Origin of the sequence: Yinghuangia soli, assembly GCF_021502675.1 — a bacterium.
Classification (GTDB): domain Bacteria; phylum Actinomycetota; class Actinomycetes; order Streptomycetales; family Streptomycetaceae; genus Yinghuangia; species Yinghuangia soli.
Genome location: NZ_JAKFHA010000014.1, coordinates 157,772 through 172,944, shown reverse-complemented (window position 1 = coordinate 172,944; position 15,173 = coordinate 157,772). Strand labels below are relative to the sequence as shown.

Sequence of the window (15,173 nt, the reverse complement as noted above, 5' to 3'; positions counted from 1 at the left end):
GCGACTGTGCGTGTTCTGTTCTTTTCATATCCAGGTCTTGTCCGCAGCCATGCGGTGACGATGCGGGAGGTCCGAAGGTGGGACGACTCTTCGGTACGGACGGGGTACGCGGGCTGGCCAACGGCCGCCTGACCGCCGAGCTGGCGCTGGACCTGGCGGTCAGTGCCGCCCGGGTGCTGGGCTCGCAGGGGCGGTCCGGCGGGCATGGCCGGCGTCCTTTCGCGGTGGTCGGCCGCGACCCCCGTGCTTCGGGCGAGTTCCTGGAGGCCGCTGTCGTCGCGGGCCTCGCGGGTGCCGGCGTCGACGTGTACCGGGCCGGAGTCCTGCCCACGCCCGCGGTGGCGTACCTGACCGGTCTGCTGGGTGCGGACCTGGGCGTCATGCTGTCCGCCAGCCACAATGCGATGCCGGACAACGGCATCAAGTTCTTCGCGCGCGGCGGGCACAAGCTGCCGGACGATGTCGAGGACAAGATCGAGTCGCTGCTCGGCACCGACTGGGACCGCCCCACGGGCGCGCAGGTCGGCCGCGTGCAGGACCACCCCGAGGGCCACGCCCGCTACGTCGACCATCTGCTGGCCACGCTGCCGCACCGGCTGGACGGCCTCAAGGTGGTCCTGGACTGCGCGAACGGCGCGTCCTCGCGGGTCGCTCCGGATGCGCTGCGGCAGGCCGGCGCCGAGGTCATCACGATCCACGGCGAGCCGGACGGCCTCAACATCAACGACGGCTGCGGGTCGACCCACCTGGCCGACCTGAAGGCCGCGGTGGTCGAGCACGGTGCCGACGCGGGCATCGCGCACGACGGCGACGCGGACCGCTGCCTCGCGGTGGACGCGCAGGGCGTCGAGGTGGACGGCGACCAGATCCTCGCGGTGCTGTCGCTGGCCATGCGCGATGCGGGCAAGCTGCACGACGACACGCTGGTCGCGACGGTCATGTCGAACCTGGGCCTCAAGCTGGCCATGCAGGCGGCCGGCGTGAAGATCGTGGAGACCGCGGTCGGCGACCGCTATGTGCTGGAGGCCATGCAGGCCGGCGGCTTCACGCTGGGCGGCGAGCAGTCCGGGCACGTGGTCATGCTGGACCACGCGACCACCGGCGACGGCACCCTGACCGCGCTGCACCTGCTGGCCCAGGTCGCCAAGACCGGGCGTCCGCTGCACGAGCTGGCCGCGGTGATGACGCGGCTGCCGCAGGTGCTGCTGAACGTGGGCGGTGTGGACCGCACCGGGGTGCAGGCGTCCGTCGGGCTGGCCACCGCGGTGGCCGAGGCGGAGGCGCGCCTGGGCGGCGGCGGCCGGGTGCTGCTGCGCCCGTCCGGCACCGAGCCGCTGGTGCGCGTGATGGTCGAGGCGCAGACGCACGAGCAGGCCGAGCACGAGGCCGGGCTGCTGGCCGAGGTCGTCCGCGCCGAGCTGGCGGTCTGACGCACGGGACACGAGGCGGCCCCGACCCGGGAACGGGTCGGGGCCGCTTTGTCGTGCTCGGCCGGATGCGTGTGCGGCCGGTCCGGGGCCGGTCAGTCCTTGGTCCGCCCTGCCTGGGGCCAGCGCTGGGCCGGCGGCCGGCTGGCGGCCAGGGTCTCGTGCCGGGACCGGCTGCCGTGGGTGCGGTTCCAGTAGAGGCGCTGGCCGAGCAGCGTGAGGCTGCCGGACAGCACGATCGCGCAGAGGTTGAGCAGCAGTTGGCCGAGTGAACCGGCGGCCTGCTCCAGGTCGCCGTAGGCGATGGCCACCGCGGTATTCGCGGCCGCCGGCACGGTGGTCACCGAGATGAGCACGCCGATGAGTGCGCCGGACTTCGACGAGGTCAGCGACATCATCCCGGCGATGCCGGCCAGGAAGGCCACCCAGAAGGACAGCCAGTCGGGCTGGTAGATGAACGCGGTGAGCGGCCGCTCGGCCTCCAGCATCGCCTTCTCGAATTCGCCGCTCCAGGTCAGCAGCCAGGTGAAGACCATGGTGAGGGCCATGGCGATCGGGAAGCCGGCCAGCAGCGCGAAGGCGGACCGCGCGGCGAGCCGGGGGCGCCGCTGCACCACCGCGACGCACAGGCCGGCCAGCGGGCCGAACTCGGGGCCGACGACCATGGCGCCGACGATGAGGATCGGGTTGTCGAGGAGCACGCCGCAGGCGGCGATCATGGTGGCCAGTGTCAGGAACGCCAGGAAGGTCACCGAGATGGTGGACTCCTCGGAGGTCACCTCGGTGATCTGCTCCCACACCACCGCGTCGGCGCCTTCGCCCGGTGCCGCCAGCTCGGCCTCGCGGGCCGAGCGGGACAGCACGACGTCGAGGTCCTCCAGGACGATGGCGCCGTCGTCGTCGATGCCGAGGTGGCGCAGGTCCTCCAGCACGGTGTTGGCGGCTTCGCGGGCGACGTCGCAGGACATGACGTCGCCGGGCGGCGAGACCGCGGCGCCCGGCCACACGACCAGATGCGTGACCCCCGCCTCGGCCTCCAGCAAGCGCCGCACGGCGTCCGACTTCTCGCGCGGCACGATGACCCTCAGATGCAGCATGCTTCGGACGCTACGCGGTCACAGCTTCCGCAAACGCAGACGACTCACCGTGTGGTCCGCGCCCTTGCGCAGGACCAGCGTCGCGCGGCCGCGGGTGGGCAGCACGTTCTGCACGAGGTTCAGCTCGTTGATGTCGCGCCACACGCCCTGGGCGTAGGCCACCGCTTCCTCCTCGGTCATCGCGGCGTAGCGCCGGAAGTACGAGGCGGGGTCCCGGAATGCGGTCTGACGCAGCTTCAGGAAGCGTTCCAGGTACCAGTGCCGGATGTCCGAGGTGCGGGCGTCGACGTACACGCTGAAGTCGAAGAAGTCCGAAACCGCAAGGCGGGGGCGGCCGTCCGGGCCGATGCGGGCCGGCTGCAGGACGTTGAGGCCCTCCACGATGAGGATGTCGGGCTGCCGGACGACGAGGCGCTCGTCGGGCACGATGTCGTAGCTCAGGTGCGAGTAGACCGGCGCGCTCACCTCGGGTTTCCCGGCTTTGACGTCGGCGACGAAGCGCACCAGGGCGCGCTGGTCGTACGACTCCGGGAAGCCCTTGCGGTGCATGATGCCGCGGCGTTCCAGCTCGGCGTTGGGATAGAGGAAGCCGTCGGTGGTCAGCAGCGCCACGTGCGGGTGGTCCGGCCAGCGGGCCAGGAGTTCGCGCAGGATGCGGGCCGTGGTGCTCTTGCCGACCGCGACGCTGCCCGCGATGCCTATGACGAACGGCGTGGTGCGGCGCTCGTCGTTGCCGAGGAAGGTGGTCAGCGCCGAGTTGAGGCCGCGTGTCGCCGCGACATAGAGGTTGAGCAGCCGGGACAGCGGCAGGTAGACGTCGCTGACCTCGTCGAGGTCCACGACGTCGCCGAGGCCCCGCAGCCGCTCGAGCTCGTCGGCGGTCAGCGGCAGCGGCGTACTTGCCCGGAGCCGGCTCCACGCCTCACGGTCCAGTTCCACGTACCGGGAGAGGTCGCGTGCCGCGCCAGGAGTGACGATGGTGTGCACAGCACACATTCTCTCCGGCGGTGCTGCGCCGCCGCCCGCCGGGATGCCCTCAAGCCCCCGCGGAGCGCACCTGGAGCCCGGCCGTGACGTACCCGGAGCTCCCCGGGCCGCCGCGGACCGGCGAACCCTTTAGGCTGGCCGTCCAGTGCGGCATCGTGGGACAGCTCCCACGGAAGGGATCCAGTCTGTGTGTGGGATTGTCGGATACGTAGGTGAGAAGTCGGCCCTCGACGTGGTGATCGAGGGGCTGCGGCGGTTGGAATACCGCGGGTACGACTCGGCAGGCGTGGCAGTGCTCGCCGACGGTGCCCTGGTCAGCGACAAGAAGGCGGGCAAGCTCGCCAACCTCGAGAAGTCGCTGAACGAGAACCCCCTGACGGTCGGCACGACCGGTATCGGCCACACCCGGTGGGCCACGCACGGCGCGCCGACGGACGCCAACGCCCACCCGCACCTGGACAACGCGGCCAAGGTCGCGGTGGTGCACAACGGCATCATCGAGAACTTCGCGGCACTGCGCGCCGAGCTGACCGAGCGCGGCCACACCCTGCTGTCCGAGACGGACACCGAGGTGGTCGGCCACCTGCTCGCCGAGCACTACGAGCCGGCCGGCGGCGACCTCGCCGAGGCGATGCGCCGCGTGTGCCGCCTGCTGGAAGGCGCGTTCACCCTGGTCGCCGTGCACGCGGATGCCCCGGACGTGGTGGTCGCGGCGCGCCGCAACTCGCCCCTGGTGGTCGGCCGCGGCGAGGGCGAGAACTTCCTGGCCTCGGACGTGGCGGCGTTCATCGCGCACACCCGCGAGGCCATCGAGCTGGGCCAGGACCAGGTCGTGGAGCTGCGCCGGGACGGCGTGACGATCACCGACTTCCTGGGCAACCCGGGCACGTTCCGCGAGTACCACGTGGACTGGGACGCGTCGGCCGCCGAGAAGGACGGCTACGACTACTTCATGCTCAAGGAGATCGCCGAGCAGCCCAAGGCGGTCGCCGACACCCTGCTGGGCCGCATCGGCACCGACGGGCGCCTGCACCTGGACGAGGTGCGCATCCCGGACCAGGTGCTGCGCGAGGTCGACAAGGTCGTCATCATCGCGTGCGGCACCTCGTTCCACGCCGCGATGATCGCCAAGTACGCGATCGAGCACTGGACCCGGGTGCCCTGCGAGGTCGAGCTCGCCAGCGAGTTCCGCTACCGCGACCCGATCCTCGACAAGCAGTCGCTGGTCGTCACCATCTCGCAGTCCGGCGAGACGATGGACACCCTGATGGCGCAGCGGCACGCGCGCGAGCAGGGCGCCAAGGTGCTGGCGATCTGCAACACCAACGGTTCGACGATGCCGCGCGAGGCCGACGCCGTGCTGTACACGCACGCCGGCCCCGAGGTCGCGGTCGCCTCGACCAAGGCGTTCCTGACCCAGCTGGTGGCGTGCTACCTGGTGGCGCTGTACCTGGGCCAGGTGCGCGGCACCAAGTGGGGCGACGAGATCACCGAGGTGATCGAGCAGCTGGCCGCGATGCCGGAGCAGGTCGAGAAGGTCCTCGACACGATGGAGCCGGTGCGCGAGCTGGCGCACTCGCTCAAGGACGCCAATTCGGTGCTGTTCCTGGGCCGGCACGTGGGCTTCCCGGTCGCCCTGGAGGGTGCGCTCAAGCTCAAGGAGCTGGCGTACATGCACGCCGAGGGCTTCGCGGCGGGCGAGCTCAAGCACGGGCCGATCGCGCTGATCGAAGAGGGCCTGCCGGTCGTCGTCGTGGTGCCGTCGCCGCGCGGGCGCAGCGTGCTGCACGACAAGATCGTGTCGAACATCCAGGAGGTCCGGGCGCGCGGTGCGCGGACCATCGTGATCGCCGAAGAGGGCGACACCGCGGTCGAGCCGTACGCCGACCACCTGATCCGCATCCCGGCCACCCCGGTGCTGCTGCAGCCGCTGGTCGCCACGGTGCCGCTGCAGGTGTTCGCGTGCGAGCTGGCCACGGCCAAGGGCCACGAGGTGGACCAGCCGCGCAACCTGGCGAAGTCGGTCACGGTCGAGTAGTTCCCGCGCAGTCGCTGCGGGATGTGCATGTGCGGGCCGGGCGCCGGGTGGCGTCCGGCCCGCAGTGCGAGGCGGCGCGCCCGGCCGGCCGGGGTGGCAAGATCGCGGGCATGGCACGCATACAGCCCGGCGTCGAGCTGGTCGATCTGGCGGTTCCCGACGGGGTGGCCGAGGCGGACGCCGAACCCCGGGTGCGCGCGCTGCGGACCGCGGTGCTCGGTCTGGCGCCGCGGGCCGACCAGGAGGAGTTCTGCGGGCGGGCCCGCGAGACGCTGCCGGTGGCCGACCAGGACCCGTTCCGTACGCCGTTCGCGATCGTGCACGACGGCGAGGCGGTCGGCTTCGGGGTGCTCGACGTGCAGGGGTATCTGGACGAACTGGCCCGCGAACCGCGGCCTGCGGTGCTGCTGCGCGGCTTCTACGTGGGGGCGGCGTACCAGGGGCGCGGTTTCGGCGGTGCGGCGATCCGGGCGCTGCCCGAGGCGGCCCGCAAGGTGCGGGCGGACGCGGATGTGCTGCTGCTGACCGTGAATGTGCGCAACGCCGGCGCGGTGCGGGCCTATCTGGCCGGCGGCTTCGTGGACGACGGGGACCTGTATCTGGGCGGCGACGCGGGGCCGCAGCACATACTGCGCCGGGAGCTCGCCTCGGTGTGAGGCGGGCGCGTCAGGCAGGCGCGTGCGGCTGAGGGGCGCGTGCCCCGCGTGCGGCGTACGACTCAGGACGACTCGGTGCGGCTCAGGTCTGCGGCGAGCCTTCCTTGGCGATGAGCAGCTTGCGCAGCAGGCCGTCGAGCGTGACGCGTTCCTCGGGGGTCAGCGCACTCATGACGTTCTCCTCGTTGCGGACGTGCCCCGCCACGGTGCGGTCGATGAGCTCCTTGCCGGCCGGGGTCAGCCGGATGAGGACCGCGCGGCGGTCGGTCGCACACGGGCGGCGTTCCACCAGGCCCTTGGCGGAGAGCTTGTCGACCCGGTTGGTGATGGCTCCCGAGGTGACCATCGCGGACTTGAGCAGGGCCCGGGCGTTGAGCTCGTACGGCTCGCCGGACCGGCGGAGCGTGGCCAGCACGTCGAACTCGGAGAAGTCCAGGCCGTGCAGGGAGAAGTACTCGCGCAGCGCGCTTTCCACATGGGACTGGAAGCGGTTGTAGCGGCCGACCAGGGCCATGGCCCACAGGTCGAGGTCGGGGCGCTCCCGGGCCCACTGGTCGACGATGTCGTCCACGGCGTCGCGCGCCTGGACCTGCGCCTGGGGCTGCTCTGGGGTCTGCTCCTGCATGGTTCCGCCTCTCTCGTCTGCCGGACCGTCGCGGGCTGTTCGCCCATCATTCATTATCTCAATGCTCAGATACTTGACGTTCGTAGGTCTCTTGCGTAAAACTTATCTCAACGTTCAGATAGTAAGCGCTGAGGGGATCGGGTCATGGGCGTCTTGGGTGCAGGCAAGGGATCGGCCGGGCGGTTCGGCGTCGCGGCGGCTGCGGCGCTGGCGCCGGCCGCCTGGGGCACGACGTACCTGGTGACCACGGAGCTCCTGCCGGACGGCCGCCCGATGCTGCTGGCCGCGATGCGCGCGCTGCCCGCCGGCCTGCTGCTCCTGCTGCTCGGCCGCAAGCTGCCGAAGGGCAAGTGGTTGGGGCGGGCCGCGATCCTCGGCATGCTGAACATCGGCTTCTTCTTCCCGCTGATCTTCCTGGGCGCCTACCACCTGCCGGGCGGCGTCGCGGCCACCATCGGGGCCATCCAGCCCCTGCTGGTCATCGGGTTCTCCGCGATGATCCTGGGAGCGCGGCCGACCCGCCGTGCGGTGATCGCCGGCCTCGTCGGCGTGGCGGGCGTGGCGCTGCTGGTCCTCAAGGGCAGCGCGAAGCTGGACGGCCTGGGCATCGCCGCGATGCTGGTGGCCATCCTGATCATGGCGCTGGGTACCGTCCTGACCCGCAAGTGGGGCAAGCCCGAGGGCGTCACCATGGTCGACCTGACCGCCTGGCAGCTGGTCGCGGGCGGCCTGTTCCTGGCCCCGCTGGCCCTGGTCACCGAAGGCGCGCCGCCCGCGTTCACCGCGCAGAACTGGATCGGCTTCGCGTACCTCGGCCTGTTCGGCACCGCGCTGGTCTACGTCCTGTGGTTCCGCGGTATCGAGCGCCTCGGCGCCGGCCCGGTCTCCTTCCTCGGTCTGATCAACCCCGCGGTGGCCACCATCGGCGGCATCGTGGTCCTGGGCCAGACGCTGACCGCCTGGCAGGTGCTCGGCCTGGCGCTGGCGCTCGGCGCGATGTTCGCCGGCCAGGCGCCGGCCAAGCCCAAGACGACCGTGGTCGCGGAGGGCGGCGGCAAGGGCGGCCCGGCCCCCGTCGAGGGCGAGCCGGCCGCGGACGCCGCGGGCACCGGGCCGGCTCCGCACGCCGAGGCGGCGGAGGGCACCGAGGCCGAGGGCCGGCGGGAGGTGCTCGCGGTCGGGCGCTGAGCAGCGGATCCGAGCGGATCTGAGCGGATCTGAACGGGCAAGTACGTGGACGGCGGGGCCTCTTCGGCCCCGCCGTTCCGCATGTGCGGGCCGGTTCCCCGGAGTTGCGAGGGTCTGAACGGCACTGTGCGCGGCGGTTAACAAAAACGTTCCTGTTGGCTATGGCCATGAGACCTCTACGCGAGTAGCGTCTCAGCGGTTTCCACGCATCCGCGTCCGGCCGCGCCGGACCCCGAGGGAGGACGTACGCCTGTGGACCGTCGCCGATTCCTGTCCCGCAGCGCCGCCGTCGCGGCCGGCACCGCCGTCGTCGGCGGACCGTTCCAGGGCCTTGCGGCCGGTACCGCGCACGCCGGCACGAACCGCGCCCCCGGCGCGGACGCCGCGCGGGGCCGTCCCGGCGCGGGCGGCTACGGCCCGCTGCTGCCCACCCCGGACGAGCGCGACGGCGCGGTCCGCCTGCACCTGCCCGAGGGCTTCCGCTACCGGTCCTTCAACGAGGCCGGCTCGCCGATGTCGGACGGCACCCCGACGCCGGGCAAGCACGACGGCATGGCCTCGTTCCGCGGCCGCCGCGGCAAGACCGTCCTGGTCCGCAACCACGAGGTGAACGGGCCGGTCGGGGCGTTCGGCAACGCCGCCGAGGCGTACGACCCGGCCTGCGGCGGCGGCACGACCACCGCGATCGTCGACCGCTACGGCAACGTCGAGTGGTCCGGCGTGAGCCTCAACGGCACCCAGATGAACTGCTCGGGCGGCCCGATGCCGTGGGGCTCGTGGGTCACCTGCGAGGAGACCGTCAACGGCCCGGACGTCGGCCCCGACTTCACCGGGCAGCCCAACACCAAGCTGACGCAGAAGCACGGCTACCTGTTCGAGGTGCCGTCCGACGGGACGTCGTCGCGTGTGCCGATCCGCAGCGCGGGCCGCTTCGCCCACGAGTCGGCGGTGTTCGACCCGATCACCGGCGCGGTCTACATGACCGAGGACAACTTCGGCTTCGCATCCGGCTTCTACCGCTACCTGCCGCCGGTGACCCCGTGGATCGGCGGCAAGCTCCGCGACGGCGGACGCCTGCAGATGCTCGCGGTCAAGAAGCGTCCCAACCTCGACCTGTCGGCCGGCCAGCAGCCGGGCGCGGCGTACGACATCACCTGGGTCGACATCGACGACCCGGACCCGGCGTTCGCCCCCGGCACGACCAACGACCAGGCGATCCAGGCGGTCGGCAACCAGGGGCGGGCCAAGGGCGCGGCGCTGTTCTCGCGGCTCGAAGGCGCTTACTACCAGCGCGGCGTCGTGTACTTCGTCTCGACGCAGGGCGGCGCGACCCCGGCCGGCGACACCGCACCGGACGGCTTCGGCGACGGCCGCGGCCAGGTGTGGGCGTACAACACCGTCACACGGCGGCTGCGGCTTGTCTTCGAGTCGCCGGGCTCGGCCAAGCTCGACCTGCCGGACAACGTCACGGTCAGCCCGCGCGGCACCCTCGTGCTGTGCGAGGACGGCGACGGCGACAACTTCCTGCGCGGCCTGACGGTCGACGGGCGCATCTTCGACCTGGCGCGCATGGAGCCGGTGGCCGGCGACGCGGGCGCGGAGTTCGCGGGCTCGACGTTCGGCCCGGACGGGCACACGTTGTACGTGAACATCCAGTCGCGGAAGGGCATGTCAATCGCGGTCTGGGGGCCGTGGCACAAGGGCGGATTCTGAGTCCCTGGGTGACTCCTTCCCGGCACAGGCCGGATGCCGCCGCGCCGCGGACCGGACGGGCGACCGTTCGGCCGCGGCCCGCCCCCGGGCGCCCCGCCCCGGCCCCCCCCCCCCCGGCCCCCCCCCCCCCCCCCCCCCGCGGCGGCGTGCCATGCTGGCCCGCGTGATCGTGGGCGTGGGCATCGACGTGGCGGACATCGGGCGCTTCGGGCAGTCGCTGGAGCGGACCCCGGGGCTCGCCGACCGGCTGTTCACCGAGGCGGAGCGCTACGTGCGCCCCGGGCAGGAGCGCGGCGTCGCCTCCTTGGCCGCCCGGTTCGCGGCCAAGGAGGCCCTCGCCAAGGCGCTCGGCGCCCCGCGCGGACTCCAGTGGCAGGACGCGGAGATCGGTACCGAGGACTCCGGCCGCCCGGTGCTCACCGTGCGCGGCACGGTCGCGGCGCGGGCCGCGGAACTGGGCGTCACGACCTGGCATGTGTCGCTGAGCCACGACGCGGGCATCGCCTCCGCGGTGGTCATCGCCGAGGGCTGAGCCCGGCCGGGCCGCGGTTCTCGCGGTACGCGGCGGGTGGGCTCTCGGCCTGTCCGGGGCGCCCGGATGATTCGCCGCGAGACCGGGCAGGACGGTCTCCGGTGGAGGTCTCCGGTCGCGGAGCGGTCTTCGGAAGGGGCAAGCGTGCGCGAGGCTCATGATGTCTGGCAGGTCCGGGCGGCCGAGGCCGCGCTGATGGCCCTGCTGCCGGACGGCGCGCTCATGGAGCGTGCCGCCGCGGGTCTCGCGGCGACCTGCGCGGGACTTCTCGGCCGCGTCCACGGCAGCCGCGTCGTGCTGCTCGTCGGCAGCGGTGACAACGGCGGCGACGCCCTGATCGCGGGTGCCCGGCTGGCCCGGCGCGGCGCACGCGTCGACGCGCTCCTGCTGGCCCCGCAGCGGGCCCACGCGGGCGGTCTGGCGGCCTTGCGCGGTGCGGGCGGGCGGATCCTCCCGGCCGACGCCCTGGGCTTTCCCGCAGCCGCACACGACCTCGTCGCCGCCGCGGACCTCGTGGTGGACGGCATCGTCGGCATCGGCGGCCGGGGCGGACTGCGCGCCCCCGCGGACGACTTGGCCCGCGCCGCCGCGCAGTCGCGCGCGGTCGTCGTCGCGGTCGACCTGCCCAGCGGCGTCGACGCGGACACCGGCGCGGTCGCGGCGGAAGCCGTCCGGGCGGACGTCACGGTCACCTTCGGGACCTGGAAGCCCGGGCTCCTGGTCGACCCCGGAGCCTCGTACGCGGGAGCCGTCGAGCTCGTCGACATCGGCCTGCAGCCGCCCGCGCCCGTCCTGCGGGCCCCCCAACACGTCGACATCGCCGCCCTGCTGCCGACCCCGGCACGCGAGACCGACAAGTACGCACGCGGAGTGCTCGGGCTCGCGGCCGGCTCGGAGCGCTACCCGGGCGCCGCGGTACTGGCCGCCGGGTCCGCGCTGCGGGCAGGCGTAGGGGCGCTCCGCTATCTGGGACCGCGCGCGGTCGCCGATGCGGTGGTCTCGGCGCACCCCGAAGTGATGGCGGGCTCCGGGCGCGTGCAGGCGTACGCGGTCGGTCCGGGGCTCGACACGGGCGAAGAGGCGCGCGGCCGGTTCGCCGCGGCGCTGGACGGCGGCGTCCCCGTGCTGGTCGACGCCGATGCGCTCACGCTCCTCGCCGAGGCCGGCCCCAAGGCGCTCGAAGGCGTGCCCGGCGCGCTGCTGACCCCGCATGCGGGGGAGGCCGTCCGCCTGCTGGCCGGACTGGGGGAGTCGCCGACCCGGGCGGATGTCGAGGCCGAGCGGCTGACGTGGGCGGTCCGGCTGGCGGCCGGATACGACGCCACCGTGCTCCTCAAAGGCAGCACGACCGTGGTGGCCGACCCGCGCGGCGAGGTGTGGGTGAACCCGACGGGCACGCCGTATCTGGCGACCGCGGGCAGCGGCGACGTGCTCACCGGCGTCGCGGGCGCGCTGCTGGCGGCCGGCCTGACCCCGGCCGAGGCGGCCGTCGCGGGCGCGTACCTGCACGGTCTGGCAGGCCGGATCGCCTCGGACGGAGACGTCCCGTGCGCGGCTTCGGACGTGTCGGCGGCGTTGCCTGCGGCGTGGCGCGCGGTGCGCGAGGCGGGCGCGCCGGACGAGGAGTGACGAGGAGTGAGGACGACGCACCGCGGGTACGCCGCGTGCGGTCGTCCCCGGAGAAACGGACATCCGCGGACCACGGCCGCACAGGTGTGGACCGTCACAAGAGCGTCACCGCACTGTTTGGCTGCCGCGTCCGCGCCAGCGTCGCGGGCGCGGGCCTGCCACACTGGGAGACCCGATCGGGCCCGACAGCGCGGCCCGCACGACCGTACGACCGCCGAATGAGGGGATCCACCGCCCTATGCGTGCCGAAGCCCGGATCGATCTCGACGCGGTCCGGCACAACATCGCCGCGGTGCGCGGCCGGGCCGGATCGGCCGAGGTCATGGCGGTGGTGAAGGCCGACGCTTACGGGCACGGCATGGTGGCCTGCGCCCGTGCCGCGCAGCAGGCCGGCGCCTCGTGGCTGGGCACTGCTATCCCGGGTGAGGCGCTCCGACTGCGCCGGGCCGGGCTGGACGGCCGGATCCTGACCTGGCTGTGGGTGCCCGGCGACCCGTTCGCCGAGGCGGTCGAGGCCGACGTCGACATCTCGGTGAGCGCGCTGTGGGCGCTGCGCGAGGTCGAGGACGCGGCGCGCGCGACCGGCCGTACCGCGCGCGTGCACCTCAAGGCGGACACCGGTCTGGGCCGCAACGGCTGCCAGCCGCACGACTGGGCGGCGCTGGTCGAGTCCGCGCTCAAGGCGGAGGCCGACGGGCTGGTCCAGGTGGTCGGGCTGTGGTCGCACTTCGCGTGCGCGGACGAGCCCGGGCACCCGTCGATCGCCCTGCAACTGGCCGCGTTCCGCGATGCGGTGGACTACGCCGAGCAGCGCGGCGTCACCCCCGAGGTGCGGCACATGGCGAACTCGCCGGCCACGCTGCTGCTCCCCGAATCGCATTTCGACCTGGTCCGCAGCGGCCTTGCCACGTACGGCGTCTCGCCGGTCCCCGACCTGCACACGCCCGCCGAGCTGGGCCTGCGGCCGGCGATGACGCTGGCCGCGTCGGTGGCGTCCGTCAAGCGGGTCCCGGCCGGGCACGGAGTGAGCTACGGGCACACCTGGCACGCCGAAGCGGAATCGACGCTCGCGCTGGTGCCGGTCGGCTACGCGGACGGCATCCCGCGGCACGCCAGCAGCGCCGGTCCGGTGCTGATCGGCGGGCAGCGCCGCACGCTCGTGGGCCGGGTGGCGATGGACCAGTTCGTGGTCGACCTGGGCGACGGCACCGCCGAGCCGGGCGACGAGGTGATCCTGTTCGGCCCCGGGGACCGGGGCGAGCCGACCGCCGAGGACTGGGCGCAGGCGGCCGGCACCATCGCGTACGAGGTCGTCACGCGGATCGGGTCGCGCGTGCCGCGGGTGTACCTGGGGGCCCGGTGAGCGATGCCGGGAGCAATGTCGGACGCCGCGCCGGGATCCTCGGGGCGGCCGTCGGCGTGCTCGCGGTCGGCGCCGCGGCCGGGGTCGCCATCGAGCGGATGACGGTCGGCCGGGTGCGCCGCCGGGCCGAGGAAGAGCTGGACGCCATCGCGGAGTTCGGCACCCTGCGCGGTGAACCGCACATCGTCGCGGCGGAGGACGGCGTCGAGCTGTACGCCGAGGTCGACGGCGACCCGCGGGCCCCGCTCACCGTGGTCCTGTGCCACGGCTACACGCTCAACATGGACTGCTGGCACTTCCAGCGCGCCGAACTCCAGGACGACTACCGGCTGGTGCTGTTCGACCAGCGCAGCCACGGGCGCTCCGGTCGGGGCGCGCCGGAGACGTCCACGATCGACCAACTCGGCGAGGACCTGTACGCGGTGCTGCAGGAGCTGGTGCCGCGCGGCCCGATGGTGCTGGTCGGGCACTCCATGGGCGGCATGACGATCATGGCGCTGGCGGACCAGCACCCGGAGCTGTTCGGGCGCCGGATCGTCGGCGTCGCGCTGCTCAACACGTCGGCGGGCAAATGGGCGACCGTGACGCTCGGCATCCCGGCGGCCGGCGCGCGGCTGCTGCACCGGGTGGCGCCCGGCGTGATGCGGACGCTCGGGCGCCGCGCGGCGCTGGTCGAGGCGGGCCGCCGGGCAGCCCGTGACCTGGTGTACGTGTTCACCGAGCGGTACGCGTTCGACTCGGACGTGGACCCGACGGTCGTGCGGTTCACCGACCGGATGATCTCGGCGACGCCGATCGACGTGATCGCGGAGTTCTTCCCGGCGTTCGAGACACACGACAAGCTGGCCGCGCTGCCGGTGCTGGGCCGCGTGCCGACGCTCGTGGTCGGGGGAGCGGGCGACCTGATGACGCCCGCGTCGCACAGCGAGGCGATCCACGACGCACTGCCGGACTCCGAGCTGGTCGTGGTGCCCGAATCCGGGCACCTGACCCCTCTCGAGCATCCGGAGGTGGTCAATGCGGCGCTGCGCGGGCTCCTTGCGCGCGCCGCGCGCGAACCGGGCCGGCACGCCGGCACCGGAGGTGGGCCGCGGCGAAACGGATCGTTTGGCTCCCCTCGCAGCGGCGGCGATCGTGACGCCGGCTAGGCGGTGCGCGGCATAGGTGCAGGACCACGGCCCGGGTATGAGCCCGGGCCCGAGCATGGGCAGGGACAGGAAGCTGTGGCGGTGAACGAGACGGTGCAGGAAGTCCGCGTGACGGTCGCGACCGGCGAGGAGATGCGGGACCTCGGCCGCCGCCTTGCGGGACTGCTGCGCGGCGGTGACCTGCTGGTGCTGTCCGGCGGGCTCGGGGCCGGCAAGACGACGATGACGCAGGGGCTGGGCGCGGGGCTCGGGGTGCGGGGAGCGGTGACGTCGCCGACCTTCGTCATCGCCCGCGTGCACCCTTCGCTGGTGGGCGGCCCCGCGCTGGTGCATGTGGACGCGTACCGCCTCGGCGCCACGAGCGACGTCGCGGGCGAGGTCGACGACCTGGACCTGGACGCGTCGCTGGACGAGTCGGTGACGGTCGTCGAGTGGGGCGAGGGCAAGGTCGAGGACCTCAACGAGGACCGCCTCACGGTCGTCATCGAGCGCGCCGAGGGCGAGGACGCCGCCGACGGCGGCGGCACGGACGCCGATGCCGACGTCGACCCGCCGTCCGACCCGCGCACCGTGATCCTGCGCGGCCACGGCCCCCGCTGGGCCGGAGTCGACGTGGCCGAGGCGCTGACGCGCGACTGAGCCCGGTGCCGGCCCGCAAGGCGGGCATCCGCTCTCGCGGGCTCCGCACAGTCTGTGGACGGGCCGGGACGGAGTCGTCGTGGCCGAGGCCTTGACCCGCGGCTGACCCCCGTCCCGGCCCGCAAGGCGGG

Annotated in this window: 13 protein-coding genes; 10 read left to right on the top strand and 3 right to left on the bottom strand. The window is 73.3% G+C overall.

Features of this window, described 5'->3' with window-relative positions:
• Positions 1-77: 77 nt before the first annotated feature.
• Entirely contained in the window at positions 78-1,430 is a 1,353-nt protein-coding gene (gene glmM, locus LZ495_RS23240; protein WP_235054784.1) for a phosphoglucosamine mutase, read from the top strand.
• Positions 1,431-1,522: 92 nt separating this feature from the next.
• Here glmM and LZ495_RS23235 read toward each other — a convergent pair whose 3' ends face one another.
• Together LZ495_RS23235 and coaA are read right to left on the bottom strand one after the other, a co-directional pair.
• Positions 1,523-2,524 (bottom strand): DUF389 domain-containing protein, encoded by a 1,002-nt coding sequence (locus tag LZ495_RS23235; protein ID WP_235054783.1) that lies wholly within the window; start codon positions 2,522-2,524, stop codon positions 1,523-1,525.
• 18 nt (positions 2,525-2,542) lie between these two features.
• The gene (gene coaA / locus LZ495_RS23230; protein ID WP_372498632.1) at positions 2,543-3,520 is read right to left on the bottom strand and encodes a type I pantothenate kinase; all 978 of its coding nucleotides are present in this window, start codon (positions 3,518-3,520) and stop codon (positions 2,543-2,545) included.
• Between the two features lie 178 nt (positions 3,521-3,698).
• Here coaA and glmS point away from each other — a divergent pair, with 178 nt between their 5' ends.
• Together glmS and LZ495_RS23220 are read left to right on the top strand one after the other, a co-directional pair.
• Positions 3,699-5,549, top strand: a complete 1,851-nt coding sequence (glmS, locus tag LZ495_RS23225) for a glutamine--fructose-6-phosphate transaminase (isomerizing) (protein WP_235054782.1) — start codon at positions 3,699-3,701, stop codon at positions 5,547-5,549.
• A 110-nt stretch (positions 5,550-5,659) separates the two neighbouring features.
• On the top strand, positions 5,660-6,205 hold the full coding sequence (locus tag LZ495_RS23220) for a GNAT family N-acetyltransferase (RefSeq protein ID WP_235054781.1): 546 nt from the start codon (positions 5,660-5,662) through the stop codon (positions 6,203-6,205).
• A gap of 82 nt (positions 6,206-6,287) precedes the next feature.
• Here the strand turns inward: LZ495_RS23220 and LZ495_RS23215 are convergent, their stop codons facing one another.
• On the bottom strand, positions 6,288-6,830 hold the full coding sequence (locus tag LZ495_RS23215) for a MarR family winged helix-turn-helix transcriptional regulator (protein WP_235054780.1): 543 nt from the start codon (positions 6,828-6,830) through the stop codon (positions 6,288-6,290).
• 144 nt (positions 6,831-6,974) lie between these two features.
• Between LZ495_RS23215 and LZ495_RS23210 the strand changes: the two genes are divergently transcribed.
• The 7 genes from LZ495_RS23210 (at position 6,975) to tsaE (ending at position 15,042) form a co-directional block, all read left to right on the top strand.
• Positions 6,975-8,018: an EamA family transporter gene (locus LZ495_RS23210; protein WP_235054779.1), complete on the top strand. Its 1,044-nt coding sequence runs from the start codon at positions 6,975-6,977 to the stop codon at positions 8,016-8,018.
• Between the two features lie 252 nt (positions 8,019-8,270).
• The gene (locus LZ495_RS23205) at positions 8,271-9,731 is read left to right on the top strand and encodes a PhoX family protein (RefSeq protein ID WP_235054778.1); all 1,461 of its coding nucleotides are present in this window, start codon (positions 8,271-8,273) and stop codon (positions 9,729-9,731) included.
• A 151-nt stretch (positions 9,732-9,882) separates the two neighbouring features.
• Positions 9,883-10,263, top strand: coding sequence for a holo-ACP synthase (locus LZ495_RS23200; RefSeq protein ID WP_235054777.1), 381 nt, complete (start codon positions 9,883-9,885; stop codon positions 10,261-10,263).
• Between the two features lie 144 nt (positions 10,264-10,407).
• Entirely contained in the window at positions 10,408-11,892 is a 1,485-nt protein-coding gene (locus tag LZ495_RS23195; RefSeq protein ID WP_235054776.1) for an NAD(P)H-hydrate dehydratase, read from the top strand.
• Positions 11,893-12,130: 238 nt separating this feature from the next.
• The gene (gene alr / locus LZ495_RS23190) at positions 12,131-13,255 is read left to right on the top strand and encodes an alanine racemase (RefSeq protein WP_235054775.1); all 1,125 of its coding nucleotides are present in this window, start codon (positions 12,131-12,133) and stop codon (positions 13,253-13,255) included.
• Positions 13,252-14,403 (top strand): alpha/beta fold hydrolase, encoded by a 1,152-nt coding sequence (locus LZ495_RS23185; RefSeq protein ID WP_235054774.1) that lies wholly within the window; start codon positions 13,252-13,254, stop codon positions 14,401-14,403. Before alr ends, LZ495_RS23185 begins: the two co-directional genes overlap by 4 nt.
• A 132-nt stretch (positions 14,404-14,535) precedes the next feature.
• Positions 14,536-15,042, top strand: a complete 507-nt coding sequence (tsaE, locus tag LZ495_RS23180; RefSeq protein WP_235054836.1) for a tRNA (adenosine(37)-N6)-threonylcarbamoyltransferase complex ATPase subunit type 1 TsaE — start codon at positions 14,536-14,538, stop codon at positions 15,040-15,042.
• The last annotated feature ends 131 nt before the right edge of the window (positions 15,043-15,173 follow it).